Origin of the sequence: Sphingobacterium sp. UGAL515B_05 (assembly GCF_033097525.1) — a bacterium.
Lineage (GTDB): Bacteria > Bacteroidota > Bacteroidia > Sphingobacteriales > Sphingobacteriaceae > Sphingobacterium.
Window position 1 is genome coordinate 3423359 of record NZ_CP109907.1, and the last position, 17632, is coordinate 3440990.

Consider the following 17632-nt stretch of genomic DNA (forward strand, 5'->3'; position numbering starts at 1 on the left):
ATATGCATACCGGGTCAAAACGCATCATATATTCTTTGCAGTAATCAACTAAAAATTGTGCTTTCAGATCAGTTATTGTACGAGCTGTTGGGCATTTTTGGATTATATTGTTGTACATGGTCAACTTTAGCAAATATGTGCGGGCCATTCATTTCAATTCCTGCAGCTAGAAAGTCATCTAAGATCGATTGAAAAATTTCAGACTTTGCCAGTTCAATTTCCGCTGATTTAGCAATGTACACATTCAGTTCATAGAGGACATAGAAATCGTCTAATTTTTTTTGTAAGACGAATGGCGCGGGGTTAAGGTTGACTCTTTTTATTCGGGGTGGAATGTTCAGTAACAATTCGTGTATACGTTGCCAAGGTTCTTCATAACCGACTGTCAATTCCACCTGAAAGCAGATTCCATCTTCTGAGAAGGTAGAATAATTGACGGTATTTCCAGAAAGTACCGACGAATTGGGGATGGTAATTTCTTCATTTTTTATCGTTCGAAGCCTTGTTACCAGTGGTGATTTTTCGATAACAACGCCTGTTTTGTCGGCGATAGTGATACGGTCTCCGATACGGAAAGGACGCATATAAGTGATCACAAGTCCCGCTATGATATTGGAAATTGCAGAAGATGATCCTAAAGAAAATAGGACACCTATAAATACGGATATTCCTTTAAAGATATCTGAATTTGCACCGGGTAAATACGGGAATATGAGCACCAGTGTGAAGGCTTGGAGCAGAAAGCGAACAATAGTAAAGGTAGGCATGGCAAAATCGCGATGGAAGCCATTAATTTCCAATTTGCCTTTGTCAATTTCGCTAAAAATATACTTTATGAATCGAACGGCATACCGCATGACAACGAGTATGACAAATACGGTAATCAGATTGGGGATATAATCCCAAATGGCCAAAACTGCGGTCTTCAGGGGTTTTGTGAAAAGTCCAATAAGATTGGATGCCCAACTCTGTGTAAATGGAAAAACACTGAAGACAATCGGCAGCATGATAAAGGCAATGAGGACGATCAGGCCCCAGCGTAAGATATTTATTGCATGAATAAACATCCGTGTTTTTTGTACCGAAGTGACAAGGACATAATTTTTGATCTTAATGTCTTTTATCCGCTGTGTTCTTTCCTTCAAAATTCGTTGCGTACCATATTTTTTCAACTTGTTTATCAGTAGAACCAATATCGAAAAGACAAGGAGAATGAGCAATACAAGTCCAATACGGGTAAGAAGTTTTGTAATGCTGTTATCTGCACGTTCCGTTGTGATTGAATCCTGAATTCTTTTTAGGTAGTTTGCCGCAATCTCTTCTTTGCTTTTTCCTTCAAGTAGTGCGTCGAGTTCAGTGACGGAAGTTATGACGAGATCTTTATATACGATGTCGGCACTGATTTCGTTGTTTTCGATTTTAAACGAATCTACTTTCACAAAATCATCTTCGTATAGATTATGGATTCTGCTGACCACATTGTAAGCACGATCTTTGGCCAATGATGATCCAAGTTTATTATAGATATAGAATAGCGTATTCTGAAATGGCGCGACCGCATATCTTTTGGTGTTTTTTTTGATGGAGTCTACTTTAACTTTCAGCTGCTGCTTCCGAAGGTTATTTTCTTCGTCAAACTCATTCAGCTGCTGTTTTAAATTTTCCTTTTTGGGGCTATTTTGACTTTTAAGATCGGCAATTTCATGCTGAAGTTTTACCCGTTCAAGAGAATCATTAATTTGCTGTTGTCTAATTCCGTTCAGTAAGGAACTCAGATCCAATTCTTTTTTATTGACCGAATCTGTTTCTTGTGCATAAAGCTGTGTGCTCGCTGAAAAAAGACAAGATATGGTCATTAAGAAATAAACGTAAATACTTCTCATTGTGTTGTTGGTAAAATTGAATGCCGATGTTTATTAGGTCATTTTGCACATAACGATCGGACGGGTTCTCAAAGATAATAATTATCTTGATTAGATGGCAGCATGTCAAATATGATATAAATTGAAGGTAAAATGATACGATGCGACAGCTGAATTTAAATTATTCCAACTTTCTTTGTTAAAACGATTGGGCATAAGTCCAATGCGGAAAACTATGTAGCTAATTTATCCAAAAAATATGATTAAACCTTTTCAAAAATCTATTCATGCAATGAACAAACTTGGGAAGATAGGTCTCTGTGTTATTGTGGCCTGTGTTTCCACTGTTTTAGATGGACACGGCCAAGAACGTAAAGCTCCGGCTTATCCATTGATTACGCACAACCCCAATTTTAGTATATGGTCCATGACGGATCAGCTTCATGCGTCGACAACGAAACACTGGACAGACGCTGATCACTCGCTGTTGGGCTTAATTGATGTTGATGGTAATATTTATCGTTTTCTTGGCAAAGAAGAGCCTAGTTATGCGGTTATTCTACCGACTTCGGAAGATAAATCTTATACGGTACAATATACTGAATCAAAACCTCAAGGCAGCTGGGAGTCTTCCGCTTATAATACGAATACGTGGAAATCAGGACTTGCACCCATCGGTGATGATGCACAACAGGTAAAGACGCTTTGGAAATCGGACGATATCTGGGTGAGACGTGAGTTTTCCGTAACGGATCCGAAGGGCATCAATGAGCTGTTTTTAAAACTCAATCATGATGATAATATAGACGTATTTTTGAATGGGAAGAAGGTTTACGAAAAGGTAGGTTGGACTAACAGCTTTCAATATTTACCGATTGACAAGGCGAATTTGAAGGCCGGGCAAAATCATATTGCCATCCATTTGAAGAATAGTGCTGGCGGTCGTTACCTGGATTTTGGCTTGGTCGACAGGCTTAAAGAGCGTGGACCGAAAATTCAGGAAGCCTTGCAAAAAGATGTGGAAATAACAGCGACGCGTACGGTCTATAATTTTCAGGCCGGTAAGGTGGATCTGAAACTAAGCTTTACGTCGCCTTTGCTTATGGATGATCTGAATTTATTGGCCCGACCGGTGAGCTATATCACGTATAACGTAAAAGCAAACGATGGCAAGCAACATGCTGTTAAAGTTTTTCTAAGTGCATCCACAAATATTGCGGTGTATAAGCCTTCACAGGAAGTAACCGCCGATAAATATGAAACGGCAAAATTGTCGGTACTAAAAGCGGGAACGGTCGAACAGCCTATTTTGCAGAAAGGTGCCGATGATATGCGGATAGACTGGGGGTATTTTTATGTTGCTTCACCAAAGCGGGATAAAACGCAACAGTTTATTAGTCCGAGGGGCGGAGCCGTCGACGCCTTTAGAAAGGGAACAACGACCGCTGCAAAAACTGTTAAGGGTACCTCACTTGCGCTGAACACGGTCATTCCATTTGGCAATGTGGGTGCGAAAGCGGAGGAGCGTTTTGTTGAGGTAGGATACGATGAAATTTATGCGATTCAGTATTTCAAAAATAACCTGCGACCATGGTGGAACAATTCTGGTAAAGAAACAATGGAAAATCAGCTGACTTTGGCTGCAGATGAGTATCGTAATGTGCTCGATAAGTGCGTAGCATTCGACAAAGCTGTATATGCAGATGCATTAAAATCGGGTGGAAAAGAATATGCACATCTTAGTGTGCTAGCTTATCGCCAAAGTATAGCAGCACATACCTTGGTGAAAAGTCCACAAAATGAACTGCTATGGCTTTCCAAAGAAAATAATAGTGGTGGTTTTATCAATACGGTGGATGTCACTTATCCTTCAGCACCATTGTATTTGATCTATAATCCGGAGCTGTTGAAAGGGATGTTAACTGGAATATTTTATTTTAGCGAAAGCGGTAAATACCCCTATCCTTGGGCGGCTCACGATTTGGGTACGTATCCATTGGCCAATGGTCAAACCTATGGCGAGCCTATGCCTGTGGAGGAATCGGGCAATATGATTATTTTAACTGCGGCAATCGCGAAAGTGCAAGGGAATGGGGACTATGCGAGGAAGCATTGGAAAACATTGACAACTTGGGTAGATTATCTCGTTAAAGATGGCTTTGACCCTAAAACGCAGCTCTGTACAGACGATTTTGCTGGTCATCTTGCACGAAATGCCAATTTATCTGTTAAAGCTATTGTGGGTATTGCCTGTTATGCGCAGCTAGCGGAGGCCATTGGTGAAACTGCAATCGCAAAAAAATACCGTGCAATTGCGGAGGAAATGGTTCCGAAATGGATGGAAATGGCAGATGCGGGCGACCATTACGCGCTGACATTTGACGATAAAAATACCTGGAGTCAAAAATATAATTTGATCTGGGACAAAGTGTTGGGATTGAATCTGTTTCCGCAAAAAGTGTATGATACGGAAATTAAGTATTACCTGACCAAGCAAAATAGATTCGGCATACCATTGGATAGCCGTAAGGCCTACACCAAAAATGACTGGATTCTTTGGACAGCATCATTTGCTCCGTCAAAAGAAGCATTTGAAGCTTTGGTGAAACCAGTCTATAATCATGCGATTCAAACGGAATCCCGTGTCCCATTAAATGATTTTTATGATTCGACTACAGGGATCCGTGAAAACTTTAAGGCGCGTAGTGTTGTTGGAGGTTTTTACATGAAACTTTTAGCGGATATAATGAAACAAAAATAAATAATGTCAATGAGCAGGGGGAGAACCTGAAATGAAATTTAGTTTGTGTTTAGTTAATAAGACGGCGGGCAATTATAGGATTGCTCGCCGTTTGTTTATCGGGTTATGCGTTTCAATGCTTCGCATGATATTTTCACAATATCCTCATGTTTGATGCGATGTTTTTTTTCTAGAAATTTTCCATGTACAGTAATTGCCTGCATAGTGATGAGTCGGTCAAGCTGCCTGGATGATAGTTTTAAACAGTTACGAATGACGGTGGCTAGTTTGAGCTGAAAGCTGAATGCATAGACGACTTTGAAGGATATGGTGTCTTGGTTTGTGCTGTGCAAATTTTCCATGAACCGCTGTTCATACTGTATTTCATATTTGATGGTATCGAAATCTGCTTCAACATTGTTCTTTTTTCTGATTTCTGTTGAAAAAGCGTATTGCCATGCTAGCTCCCTGTTGTTTTCCTGAAATCTATGAAACAGTTCCTTATTGATGGATTCGGGGCTGGCACGGGAAATAATGGTCATATTGTAGGTGTTATCACATTTGATACATCTATAAATCAACCAAACGTCGATATTTTTTTTCTGTGCATTCATTCTGAACTTTTCACTGCAGTAGAACCTATCACTATCGCAATGGCTGCAGGATCTTTTGAGAAGGGGAGTGTTGTGTGCTTTGATCTCCCAGATATATTCTTTTCGCATGAGTTGTAGTCGCGCTTAATATTCTTTATTTGATTTTTGATGTTATCGACGATATTGGAAAGGATGGGATACGGTATTTTAAATACTGAAATAGCATAAAATACTCTCCTGAGCTAACAATACCGAGAATAATAGGGTGAAATGAAAACCTGTTCGGATAGGAGTTACCCGAATAAAAGAATAATTAGCCTGTGGTTTGTGAGGCTAAATTATGCGACTATAAATTTGAAAATTGTGTTCAAAACGCTATTTCGTTGGTTTATAAACGAATTTAATTAATTTAATTGATTTTCCATGGATAACGAATGAAATTGCGCTACAATTTATATCCTATCTTGATATTAGATGACAAGTTGAATGCGCTGCAGTTTGTTTAAATAATAGATATCGTTAATAGGTAATTGGAATAAGAAGTGTGACCGTAGTGCCGGCAGTTGGGTCTTTGGTGGTCTGAACACTCGCTTTTTTTCCTAACAATTGCATACGTTCACGACTGATTGTTCCAGAGAGTGAACGATGTGTAATTTCAGGAATGTCTGGATTGACTTTACCGCTATCTTTAATCGTCACCCTTAGGATATCTGCAGATAACGCAAACTGGATGTCAATACTACCATCGCCCGTTTCGAGGTTTATACCGTGCAGAATTGCATTTTCAACATAGGGTTGTATCAGCATTGGTGGTAGCATGACTGCACTTAAATCTTGATCTTCAGGTTGTGTGATGTGGTAATGAAAAGCATCTTCAAAACGCATTTGCTGTAAGATCAAATAGTTTTCTAGGGTTTCAAGTTCCTCATTTAATGGAACGAGGTTTTCACGGCTTAATTCGAGATTGCTACGTAATAGTCGACTGAAACGGTGCAAATATTTGATGGCATTTTCTTTTTTATCCAGGCGCATGAAGCTCTGTACTGCGGAAAGGGTATTGAAAATAAAGTGCGGTTCCATCTGTGTGCGCAACAACTGCTGCTGCAATAAAACCTTTTCTTTCTCTTGCCTGGAGCGTCGCTGGCGAAAACTGTAATATAGGAAGAAAAGTATGATGATCAATAAAATAACCGCCAGGGAGGAAATGATCAGTCCTAAACGATTTTTTTGTAGCTGAAGTTTATTGATCTTGATATTTTCGTTCAGTATACGAATAGACTGATCTTTCGCCTGGAGTTGATATAGGGCATTCATTTCTGCGATCGCTTGTGTATTCTCCGATTGGTAAATGCCCCTTTGTAATTGCACAAGGTGATTTAGTACGTCTATAGCTGCTTTATCTTTTCCTTGCAGGCGATAGACGGCTGCGAGACTGTTTTGAAATGTAATTTCGTTGTTGGGAAAGATTAATTTGGGAAACTGCGCTTTAAGTTTGCTGGCTTTTTGGATGAATTTTTCTCCCAATGCCGGTTTATTTAATGAAACATAGATTGCGGCTACATTACTGTAATCTACAAATAAATTGTTCATCAGTATAGAGGATGCTGTCTGTTGGTGCAAACGTTCATCTATTGCTATTTTTAGCAATTCATAATGTAAAATGGAATCCGGTTTCTTAGCCGTTTCATAGTATTGGATCTTCGAATCGTAAAGAAAACTAATGTTGTATTTGTCTGGATTTTTAGCGTGTAATTCTTCGAGTTGATTAAGGAAGGGGGCAATATCTTCTGCTGGCCTTTGTAAGGTGTTCAGCGTCTGTATCATTTGTACCAATACGCGTTGCCGGTTAATATGTCCTTCTGGCAGTGAATCAATTAGCGGGAGTACCGAACGATTCATTTTTTCTGCAAGGTTATATTGGAAGGAGCTCAAGTTATTTTGGGCAGCGGACAATAATATTGCTGATTTTGCTTCGGTTGACAGTCCTGCAGCGGTATCCGACAAAACAATCGTGGCGGCTTTGTTATAATAATAGCCCGCTTCGCGTTGTTTTGCTTCTATGCTACGGATGTTTCCTATGCCATTGTAAATAAGTGCTTTGTATTTTGCGTTTCCAGTGGTGGGTTCAATGAGTTCAAGCGCCTGTTGAACAAAAAAAAGAGCCGAATCTTGACCGCTCATAGCATAGAGTCGTGCCAGGTAATATTTTACACGGGCAGCGAGTACCGTGTCTTTTTTTACGGTGGAATTTTGGTCTAACGTTAACCAGGCCTGTTTGATGGAATCTCCATTTGCTGCAGTTAATTTTTGGTCTTCGAGCGTTTTAATCTGTGCAGCAATAGCATCATGGTCGGGCAATAATCCGTCTTTCTTTCGAGCGCAAGCGATAAAAAACAAAGGCAGTAGTAGCCAAGGCAAAATGCGGTTCAGTGCGCTCATTTTTCTGGGAAAAGCTGATTTAAGATCGAATTTTTTCTGCGTGATGAAATTGGAATTTCCTCTTTGTTCTTTAAGACAATATACTCGGAACGATTGACACCAGAAATATGTGACCTGTTGACAAGATACGATTGATGGGTGCGTAAGAAATAAGGCTGTGGCAATAATTCTTCATAATATTTGAGGGGTTTAGAGATTAACTCTTTGGTACCATCATTTAAAAAGAAAAAAGTATAGGGACCGTCTCCTTTGCAGTACACGATGTTGTGAACAGGGACGATACGTACATGCTGTATGGAAGACAAAGCAATGCTTTCGGGAAGTTCGCTGGCATGTAAAGCTTCTTGTGCCATTGATAAACGTTGCATCCATTGGGGATTGTTTTCGCTTTTACGCCGGTAACGTTCTAAGGCTTCGTTTAGTTCGGTTTGATCGACCGGTTTCAAGAGATAATCCAAAGCACCGTATTTGATGGCTTTGATTGCAAAATGATTGTAGGCCGTAATGAAAATAATATTCTGTGGAATAACGGTTAGCTTTTTTAGGATGTCAAATGCTGTACCATCACGGAGCTGAATATCCATGAGTATAACGTCTGGTTGTTTCTCTTCAATCAATTTTACAGCATTTGTCACCGTATCGCTCCAGCCAACAAGTTCAACGTCAGTTTCCTGTTGGACCAAATAGCTGATTTCTTTGCGTACGGCGGGTTCATCCTCGATAATGGCTACTCTAATCATTTATCAATACTTTATAGTCTATAAAAATAATAATTGTAAGTAAGGAAACTGAATCCATTTACAATTCGTTGCAATTATTTACAATCTGGATTCCAGGTTCGGGTGGGGGTGCATTGGATTTGATCATTTAAAATTCCAAATAGCAGTTGAAATTTTTATATTTAGTATTGTATAGACCACTCGTAATATGGAAGCTCAAAAGTCATTAAAATCTGTTTTTGCTGGTAGCATTGGTTTGATTACCTTGTTTGCAGTCGTTGGGCAGTTTGTATTGAGTGCTCTTGTCTCAAAGCTCGGTCGCGTGGACTATATAGTTCAGTTTTTTAGTTATTTTACAATTCTGAGTAATGTAATGGTTCTGCTATGCTGTTTTTTTTCAGTTTGCTGGTCAAAAAGTCGAATGGGCTTATTTTTTACTAAACCCGAAACAATTACTGCCGTAACATTATACATTCTTATTGTCGGCATTATCTATAATACCCTACTCCGCTTTCTGTCGCATCCACAGGGTTTGTCAATGGTGGTTGACGAGTTATTACATGTGTTCACTCCTTTGAGTTTTTTCCTTTTTTGGTGGCGTTTTTTGTGCAAGGAAACAATCCGTTGGAGTCATCTTTTTTATTGGTTAATCTTCCCATTAGCCTATCTTTTTTATACGTTGTGGCATGGTTCGTTTTCTGGATTTTATCCGTATCCTTTTGTCAATGTTTCCGAATTGGGGATGGACAGGGTTATTTTGAACAGCTTTGGAGTAACCTTGGTTTTTGTCGTCATTGGTGCATTATTGATTGTTTTGGGCAAATGGCAAAACAGACAGCGTTCTCAACGGATTAAAAAATAAGAAAACTCAAAGCTTGTCGATGTTGTTATATGACTAGAACAGCGTTCTATTTTTTACTTTAATTGAATTGAAAATGGTTATACGATTTTTTGTCTGTGTCTCTTTGGTATTATGTGCGATATGTTGTTTTGGTCAAGTTGATGTTGATAAAATGCGAGCCGAGTACGCTACTGCTGTTAAAAACAAGAAACTCTGTGAAGCGAATCTGAAACTACTGGAAAGAGCTGCCAATTCAGCAACGGAGAAGGGATACCTCGCTGCTTATGAAATATTATGGGCGAAACATATGGGCAATCCGTTTACAAAATTAGGTCAATTCAAGAAAGGGAAAAAGCTTCTGGAGGAAATGATCATGAAATATCCCGATAATATCGATTTACGTTTTATTCGTTGGAGTGTGCAGACACATGCGCCCTCTTTTTTAAGCTATAGTAAAGATCGATTGCGGGACAAGGAATATTTGGTGCGCAATTTATATAAATTGCCCAATCCAAAGGGGCGAGAGGTGATCTATACGTATTTAAAAGAAGCAAATAGTTATCTTAAAGGCGAGCATGTCTTTTCACAGGCCGAATTGAATGAGCTCGCTAAGTAACAAGCGATCCATATAATGAGCTATCCATATAAGGTATGGTCATTCCGTTGCTTGTTCATTGATGCTGCATAAAAATCTTCGCATAGGTCAAGTTTTTTTTGGATGAAAATTTTCAACTTTGCATGATCAATAGCAATTAAACTTTAAAATGATGAAACAGATATTTATTAATCTCGTCGTAGCCGATGTGAATAAGTCAATGGATTTTTATACACAATTGGGCTTTACGAATAATCCTCAGTTTTCCGACGAACAAGGCAAATGTATGGTTTGGAGTGAGCATATTTTTGTGATGCTTTTATCTCCGGATAAATTTAAAACATTTACAGAAAAACCGCTTGCAGATACAAAAAAACAGATTGCAGCACTACTTTCACTTTCTGTTTCTGGTTTGGATCGTGTGAACGAAATTGTTGATAATGGATTGAAAGCCGGAGGCATTGAACCAACGCCAATGAAAGACTACGGTTTTATGCAACAGCGAAGTATTGAAGATTTTGACGGTCATACCTGGGAGATATTTTATATGGATATGAGCAAATTTCCAGCGGCATAGAGATCATATCGGAATAATCGGTTATCGTAAAGTCCCTTGCAGTCATGTAAGGGACTTTTTCTTTTGTTGTTAAAGTAGCGAAGTAGCTGTATGCCGATGATTGCTGCTGCCGATTTTTTTTAGCGTTGCCACGAATATTAAACCATCGGATGCGAATTATAGTTGTGCCTTGCGAAAAGCTGGGCTAGGGATTACATTTGACAACATATCCGTTTGCTGTTTAGATAAACGGATGGCTAACAAATCATAAAACTTGACACATGTTTAAAAATAAAAAGCTCAGCAAAAATCCGCTTCATTATGTTTATGCGATGATATGGTTGGTGTTATTTGGTTCCATCGCTTACTACGTTTATTCGGGAGCAGCATTTAAACCGGAGAATGGTAAAATTCACCTCGTAGCTATACTTATTGCATGGGTGGTGGAGTATCTGGGGCTTACAATTACAAGTCTACTCTTCTTATTGTATGGAATCTATCGGGCCATGATAACCGTTTTAGCGGATGTGAAGGATAATTTGTAAAAGAGCGTTTTTGGCTTACTAGTCAAAAACGCTCCTGTATAAGCTATGAAATAGCGGTATCCAATAGGTCATAGAGACTTTTGATCAAGGCCCGTATTTGGCTGCCATGCCGATCGGAAAATGAAAACTCATCTGCAAATCGGTTTGCTCCTCTCAAAAACTCCCGAAGCTGTTGTACATCCGCTGTAGTTGATGTGCCTGAAAATTTATTCTCATAAAGAAGAACATAGTCTAAAAACGGTTGAGCTGACTGATTGAGTGAAACTTCCTGTTGCAATAGCGTCAGAAGTTGCAGATAATGCGCTTTGATGTATTCAATAGTTACCATGGTAAAGGAATTTCTTGTACTAGTTGTTTAAAGGCATCATCTCTGACAGCTGCAGGGATAAATAGCTGAATTGCTTTGCCAGGCAGATGGGGGTTGATTATACCTGCGGCAATGGGTTGTCTTGCGGTGGTCCCCTGCCATACTTTTAGTGTTTTGGCTTGTGGCACTTCATAGCGGTAGAATTTACTGAAGTTGTTCCATGCCGGTTGAACGGCAGTACTGCCGATTACGTCGCCAACGGATTTTGGAATCTCTTTGGTCCAGTAGCCGCCAGCAGGATTTCCGCCAGTGACACGATATATTTTGGTGCCTGCGGGTAGTTCTGTCGCTGTAGCGTCCACAAAGTTGGCTGCTTCAACAGCAGGTAAATCTAAATCGGGGTTATTCCATGGGCTGTTCTTTCCATTGGCTAAGCCATTCGGTACATAATCAGATTTTTCTATTCCAGGGATATTGTTCCAGTCTTCAATATATACTCTTTGATGATAAATACTTTGTGCTGTTTCTAGGTTTTTCAGCAGAGCAGCCTTATCCTTGGACTTAGAAAATGCCTCTTTGAGTTTGGTTTGGTCCAAACCTTTTGCTATCCAATTGTTTAATTTGGCTTTGGTGCCTGTTCCTAAAGATTTTTCGAGGTCGTCCATCCAACTGGTCGAATTTTCAATATCATCGATTGGATCCTTATCCGAGGAACAATTAACGACAAGTTGACTTGTGAAGATTAACAGAATCAACAGTACTGTTTGCGTAAATCTGGTCATGATTGGTTTACGTTGTTAGTATATAATTAAATGTAATTAATAAAGTAGTTAACGTGTTTTTTAAATAATGGTTTTAATTTAAGTGGTTATTTGTTAAATAATTATTCTTATAGAAATACTTTTGTGTATTAATATGTGTTTTATCGGTGAAATTAGGTAATTGTTAAAATTTATGCAAATTAATTTTGAGAATTTACTTAATTTAAAGGAAAAGTAATTTTATAGATTATAGTGGTTTGCTATTCTCAAAATAGATCATTCTAGCTTCTTCTTTGGCGAATTTTGCTTGGGTATGAATCAAGTACCCATTCTATCCGATAGATTTGGATAGAATGAGGGATTCCAGCACGTTATAAGTGTGACGGGCTTTTGGTGCTATTAAAACGCGCCTTTAAATGCTGTCTTCTTGAACGGCGCAGACGTGATTTTTTAACAGGATAATGTCTATTTTTGGTGATATTGTTAAAGATTAAGGCCACCAGGAATAAAATGATACAGCCAGATAGCACAGGGCTTAATACGTACCAATATCCCATAGCTGAAATTTTTGTCCCGCTGCTAACGGCAATGAGTGCTGTTGCACCACCGGGAGGATGTAAAGTTCGGGTATATTGCATACAAACGATCGACAAGGCTACAGCAAATGGCGCAGTCAGCCAGATAATGTCGGGAAGGAGCTGCGCGACTGTAACCCCCGCAATAGCAGAGACAACATGCCCGCCGATAAGGTTGCGGGGTTGTGCAAGTGGACTTTGTATAGCACCATAAACCAAAACCGAGGAAGCGCCGAAAGAACCTATTAAAAAGATATTTTCCAGCGAAGGTAAATGAAGTGATTGGATATAGGCGATAATAAATATCCCAACAAAGGCACCAATAAATGACCAAAAATGTTCCCTGGGATCGACTAACGTTTCTCTATAGATCACATACCTATAGATCCGTAGTTGTCTGTGAAGATGATGTCTCATTTTATTTGCAAATATAGATCGATCAAGGACGCTAAGCTTTGCAAATATTATCTTGATGTTTGTAGAATTTATAACAAGCTATTCCCGTTTTCTATGCTGGATATCAGGATATTTAAGTGAGCAAAGTCCATCGACATGATGCCTAAGGAATGTCCTATTTTTATAGATTCAGGGCAGTTACAAAGCTTTTGACCCTTGTTCAGAGCGAAAAATTAACCGGGCAAAAGTACATTAAAATAATGAAATCTGTCTCTTCTATTGTCGCCTAATTGTGTGTTTGAGAAAAGTAACCATGCATGCTATGCTATGGTTTGAAGTTGAATTGATTTCTTCTTTTGGCTTTTTGACGGTTTCTTCTTCTTTCTTTTGTTTAGCCATATCCATATCCCTGTGATGGGGAGAGACGCCGCTAGTGTAACGGCTAAGCATGCAATAATTTTAGAGGGTAGTCCAAATATCGATCCCATATGGATGGATTTCATCATCCGTTGAACCTGCTGTGCCAATGGTAACTTTGCTAAAGGGTTATTTTTAAGTAACTGTCCGGATTTGCTGTCAAAGAATGCCTGGTTGATCTGTAAAGTTGTATTTGAAAAGTTTTCCTTGGTTAGCGCAAAAGCTAGATCCTTCTTTTCAGGAAATGTGACAATTATATTTCCCGAGGTAGGGTATAGGCGGTTTAGCTGCTGATAGATCGTATCCAGCACAAGGTAATCTGAAAAAGCCAGTTTGTTGGTGTTGCTGATCTTCTCTTTTGTTGATTTTTGGGTTGAACCCAATACTTTATAGAATTGTTTATTGTACCAATCGAAACTCCAGGTCAATCCTGTTAAGGTAAAAATAATTAAAAACAAAGATGCGTAGAAACCGCCGACTGCGTGAAAATCCCAGACCTTTCTTTTGAGAGAGGCTGCCTTTTTCATCGTTACACGTTGTCTGAATATGGATTTATTTTTGGGCCACCAAAGGTAAATACCACTTAGGGCAAGAAAGAGAGCCGCTAGAGCTGAGATTCCTGTTAGGGTACTTCCGATTTTTTCGACGAGAAGAAAACGATGGATATCTAAAGTCTTTTGAAAAAAACGGTCACTCTGCCGACCTTTGGACAATAGTTCTCCAGTATAAGGATTCATATATGCATACCAGTATCCAGTCTTTTTTTGTCCATACTGTATGCGGACACTGCGGGAAGGATCTGCTGGAATTTCGATGCGAAACAACTTTTTGTCCGGAAATATAACTTCGGCTTTTTGGGAAATATGTGCAAGGGAAAGACGATTGGTTTGTACGGTTACCTTCTGTTCTTTCGGCCATAAAAGTGGGGTAAGCTCTTTTTCAAAACTCAATAACATTCCTGTAACGCAAACAGCAAAAAAGATTACAGCAAATAATAAGCCCAAATAAAGATGGAGTTTTCCAAGTATATTTTTTAGAATATTTTGTTTAGCTCTTTTATTTGTCATAGATGCGCTGTCAATAGGATGAACAGCGCAAAAATACAGTATTATCAGTAATTATTCTAAATAAACGTAAAAAGTTCGATCGTGTCTTTAATCGTCCCAATCTTCATTATCAGCGTAATACTCTTCAGGTCTTCTGTCAATAGGTACGTCCTTGATCACACGGATTGCTGCGTTTCCTAAGTTGACATTAATGAGGAAAGAAGGGACATTCACAGAAAAGTTCCATCGACCATTGGTCATATAGACATATCCGCCCCGATAGGGATCATAGAATGTTTTATAATCGCTAAAGTACACATGATGTCTCATATCATAGTGATGTGCGCTAGCCCATCTGGGACGGCCATGATCATGTTCATATTCATGTTTCCAGTATTTGCGATCTTGCTTATCGCGTTCACGGACATATTTATCGTACTCCTTTTCTCGTTTTCTGATATATTTTTCTCGATCCTTGCTGCCATGCCAGCCATGGTCGTCATGTCCTCTGTGTTGTGCTTGTGTTAAAGCTGGCGTTGCCAGAACTAGGCTTAAACAGCCTACCGCAATAGAAAGTAGCTTTTTCATTATTCCCAAATTTTCATAGTTGGTATCTGGAATACAAAATCCTTGCCAATTGATCAATGGTTATTTCTGATCTAATTGGTTATGTCCGCCAAAGCTGCTTGGATTTCTTCTTAAACGGTACTGATTAGCGGGATAAGGCCTGAATGGCGATAAATAAGATAAACACTGTATTTAATCAAGGGAAATGTACATGTGGTAATATTCACCGCCTGCGAAAGGTGTTTTTTTACCAAGCTTAAAACCAATCCTTTCATAGAGCTTTTGCGCATTGGGATTCTTTAGGTCAACGAGCAGACCAACTTGTTTAAAACCATGTTGCTTGGCATGTGTAATCGCATACTGTAAAAGTTGTGTTCCGATACCTTTGCCCCGTGCAATGGGAGCAACAGCAATTGAATCGATATAAAATTCGTCACCAGCTGTTTCGGCTTCCGGAATCAAATTATTGTTGTACTGCTCCTTCATGTGATCCAAAATAGGCTGTCTTAATTCAACAAACTGATCAGCATCGTAGCCAGTTAAAGAACCTACAATACGTTCATTATCGTCAATTGCGACAAATGTGTTCTCATAACTATAGAGATTACCTTTTTGCCTAAAAAGCTGGGTTAGAAAAAGTACGGCCTCAGTTGGATCTTCTTTTTGAATAAAACGAAATATAATGTCTCCCATCGCCTGGAGCATAATTTCAGGTACAACATGCGAATCACTCTCTTTGGCTTTTCTAATTTTATTATGTATATCCATGATTTGAAGAATAAAAACGAAGTTAGTAAACTTGATCGACTTTCCTTAGGGGACCTTTGATTGGAGTGTTTTCGAAGAAAATTTACGATAACGAGCGATCTCTTGCTGGAGAGGGGGGAAAGCTGGAACTTTACTGACTGTGTTTGAAATGGCTCAGGATATCGATCCTGGCGAAAACCGATAAAAGTTAATTATATACATTCTTGTTAAAAGAATATATTGTCTACTTTGGGTCGAATATTTGATCAATGTACTTGAATATCGATCGCTTTATATTCCTAAAACATTTCTTGTTATTTTTGAAGTGTGTTGTTGTCTGTTAGGCGAAATCAACAGATTTTTTTGGATTAAAAACAAATTACAATGATTTTAAGAGCTACGGTTTCTGCTTTTTTGGTTGCCATCATCAGCCTAATTGCGACTCTACTTGTACAGAATGCAGATTTAAATTTAGTTTATGCTGCATTTTGCTGTTCGCCTTATTTTATTGTTATCGCCTTGGTTTATTTCCATTTTAATTTCTTTCGAAAGAAATTAAAGGTCTTAGAGAAACCAAAATTCGCTTTTGAACTTGGCTATGGTTTTCTTTTTTATTGCTTATTTTCTTTATTGCTTCCGGTACTTCTTTTTTTATCAACCCTGGGTGATGAATACGAGCATCGACTTTATGCGGATCCGGGCGGAGTGATCAAGGAAATGTTTCCCTTGATTTTAACACTCAGTATTTTCCTGACATTCTTTAGTAGCGTGATTATAACATGGGCTGTAAAATCCTGGAAATATTTGGTTCCGACTTTGCTTGGATATCTTATTTTGCTACCGATTGTATTTGCGTTCTCAACGACAATACGTGAGTTTAATGAACTCAGGGAAGAACGCCTCACGCAAGAAGATAATATCAGGGAAGGACGCTATAAATGGTTCTGTGCGATGAGTAATCCTACAGCTTATCCCGTCCAGTTGTATAAAGGCCGCTTTATCTTTCCGAAAGATGAGGATTATGAATTTACTTTTAGTGAGGGCAATATCGTGAACTATAACGCCGTTTGGGGACAGGCTGGGGGTGGTACATATGAGCAGGTGATGTCATTGCCTAAGGCATTGGACATTACGTGGTATTCATTTGCTGAAGATGTTTTTTATCGCATGAACGGTGCGATTGATTATGGTAAATTGCGGACGTTGTTCAGTACGCCATACCAAGAAAGAGGTGCGACGAAAACTGTTGATGAACATTATAATAAGGTTATTTTGGGCTTTGCTCCGGGGGCGTACTTGTAATATGGGCCACTGGAACAGGACGTCGTCAGGTCGAAATTGGTCGTTATCAAGCAGAAAAAGTAGTGCTCCATGCTACGGATACATCCAAGGAAAATGGAAATTATGGTAATATCTTTAATCAAGAATGGCGCGAACAGGTATTGTCCGATACATCGATTATTCCTTCGGATGTTCAACAAGCTATTGCAAATAAACCTATTCCCTATGGCTATTGGGATAAATTGCGCACGCGGTATTCTTTACAGCCAAAACTTGTTATGTCTGCCGACATTAAAACATTCGACGCAGACTTTGAATTTTATAATTCCGAACGTTTTGTCTTTGATGAGCGTCTTCGGGATATGGACATGGCATCTCGAGGTATTCCCAAAGATGTTTATATCAAATGGTATGATCAGCATAATAACCGATGTGCTGCGCGATTTTTGTTTGATGAAACTGAGACATTTAAAAACTTTGCTTCATTTTTTAATGATAAAAAGGACATTGGGGCTGTGCTGGAGTTCAATGTCGATACAAAGACTAAAATAGCAACAGCGACATTAAGGAATGATAACGAAAGTAAGCTGCTTTTGCAAACTGAAGTAATCGACTATGGAGAGCATTTCTAAAATTCGGAAGAGA

15 protein-coding genes and 1 pseudogene are annotated in these 17632 nt (G+C 39.0%); 6 read left to right on the top strand and 10 right to left on the bottom strand.

All coding sequences use genetic code 11. The features are described from left to right. Positions 1 to 68 precede the first annotated feature (68 nt). Positions 69 to 1883 (bottom strand): mechanosensitive ion channel family protein, encoded by a 1815-nt coding sequence (locus OK025_RS13955; RefSeq protein ID WP_317664577.1) that lies wholly within the window; start codon positions 1881 to 1883, stop codon positions 69 to 71. Positions 1884 to 2154: 271 nt separating this feature from the next. Between OK025_RS13955 and OK025_RS13960 the strand changes: the two genes are divergently transcribed. After that, positions 2155 to 4623 carry a glutaminase domain-containing protein gene (locus OK025_RS13960; RefSeq protein ID WP_411567701.1) on the top strand — a complete coding sequence of 823 codons (2469 nt, stop codon included), beginning with the start codon at positions 2155 to 2157 and terminating at the stop codon, positions 4621 to 4623. Positions 4624 to 4718: 95 nt separating this feature from the next. Here the strand turns inward: OK025_RS13960 and OK025_RS13965 are convergent, their stop codons facing one another. The 3 genes from OK025_RS13965 to OK025_RS13975 form a co-directional block, all read right to left on the bottom strand. Beyond that, positions 4719 to 5216 (bottom strand): DUF1062 domain-containing protein, encoded by a 498-nt coding sequence (locus OK025_RS13965; RefSeq protein WP_317664579.1) that lies wholly within the window; start codon positions 5214 to 5216, stop codon positions 4719 to 4721. 498 nt (positions 5217 to 5714) lie between these two features. After that, positions 5715 to 7634, bottom strand: a complete 1920-nt coding sequence (locus OK025_RS13970) for a sensor histidine kinase (protein WP_317664580.1) — start codon at positions 7632 to 7634, stop codon at positions 5715 to 5717. Further along, positions 7631 to 8374, bottom strand: a complete 744-nt coding sequence (locus OK025_RS13975; protein ID WP_317664582.1) for a LytTR family DNA-binding domain-containing protein — start codon at positions 8372 to 8374, stop codon at positions 7631 to 7633. The genes OK025_RS13970 and OK025_RS13975 overlap by 4 nt, the downstream gene beginning before the upstream one ends. 187 nt (positions 8375 to 8561) lie before the next feature. Between OK025_RS13975 and OK025_RS13980 the strand changes: the two genes are divergently transcribed. The 4 genes from OK025_RS13980 (at position 8562) to OK025_RS13995 (ending at position 10890) form a co-directional block, all read left to right on the top strand. Further along, the gene (locus OK025_RS13980) at positions 8562 to 9215 is read left to right on the top strand and encodes a Pr6Pr family membrane protein (RefSeq protein WP_317664584.1); all 654 of its coding nucleotides are present in this window, start codon (positions 8562 to 8564) and stop codon (positions 9213 to 9215) included. A gap of 73 nt (positions 9216 to 9288) precedes the next feature. After that, positions 9289 to 9810, top strand: coding sequence for a hypothetical protein (locus tag OK025_RS13985; RefSeq protein WP_317664586.1), 522 nt, complete (start codon positions 9289 to 9291; stop codon positions 9808 to 9810). 148 nt (positions 9811 to 9958) lie between these two features. Beyond that, positions 9959 to 10366: a VOC family protein gene (locus tag OK025_RS13990; RefSeq protein WP_075993825.1), complete on the top strand. Its 408-nt coding sequence runs from the start codon at positions 9959 to 9961 to the stop codon at positions 10364 to 10366. A 260-nt stretch (positions 10367 to 10626) separates the two neighbouring features. Next, positions 10627 to 10890: a hypothetical protein gene (locus OK025_RS13995; RefSeq protein ID WP_317664588.1), complete on the top strand. Its 264-nt coding sequence runs from the start codon at positions 10627 to 10629 to the stop codon at positions 10888 to 10890. A 43-nt stretch (positions 10891 to 10933) separates the two neighbouring features. On the opposite strand, the gene OK025_RS14000 is transcribed toward OK025_RS13995, so the two are convergent. The 6 genes from OK025_RS14000 to OK025_RS14025 all read right to left on the bottom strand — a co-directional run bounded on the left by OK025_RS14000 (position 10934) and on the right by OK025_RS14025 (position 15727). Further along, on the bottom strand, positions 10934 to 11218 hold the full coding sequence (locus tag OK025_RS14000) for a hypothetical protein (protein WP_075993823.1): 285 nt from the start codon (positions 11216 to 11218) through the stop codon (positions 10934 to 10936). Continuing rightward, on the bottom strand, positions 11212 to 11979 hold the full coding sequence (locus OK025_RS14005; protein WP_317664591.1) for a hypothetical protein: 768 nt from the start codon (positions 11977 to 11979) through the stop codon (positions 11212 to 11214). The genes OK025_RS14000 and OK025_RS14005 overlap by 7 nt, the downstream gene beginning before the upstream one ends. Before the next feature lie 350 nt (positions 11980 to 12329). After that, entirely contained in the window at positions 12330 to 12950 is a 621-nt protein-coding gene (locus OK025_RS14010) for an HPP family protein (RefSeq protein ID WP_317664593.1), read from the bottom strand. A gap of 299 nt (positions 12951 to 13249) precedes the next feature. Continuing rightward, entirely contained in the window at positions 13250 to 14413 is a 1164-nt protein-coding gene (locus tag OK025_RS14015) for a PepSY-associated TM helix domain-containing protein (RefSeq protein ID WP_317664595.1), read from the bottom strand. A gap of 87 nt (positions 14414 to 14500) precedes the next feature. Continuing rightward, positions 14501 to 14980 carry a hypothetical protein gene (locus tag OK025_RS14020; RefSeq protein ID WP_182330892.1) on the bottom strand — a complete coding sequence of 160 codons (480 nt, stop codon included), beginning with the start codon at positions 14978 to 14980 and terminating at the stop codon, positions 14501 to 14503. A gap of 171 nt (positions 14981 to 15151) precedes the next feature. Continuing rightward, positions 15152 to 15727 carry a GNAT family N-acetyltransferase gene (locus OK025_RS14025; protein WP_317664599.1) on the bottom strand — a complete coding sequence of 192 codons (576 nt, stop codon included), beginning with the start codon at positions 15725 to 15727 and terminating at the stop codon, positions 15152 to 15154. A gap of 930 nt (positions 15728 to 16657) precedes the next feature. Between OK025_RS14025 and OK025_RS14030 the strand changes: the two are divergent. After that, positions 16658 to 17619, top strand: a pseudogene (locus tag OK025_RS14030) (DUF2931 family protein). Positions 17620 to 17632: the final 13 nt, after the last annotated feature.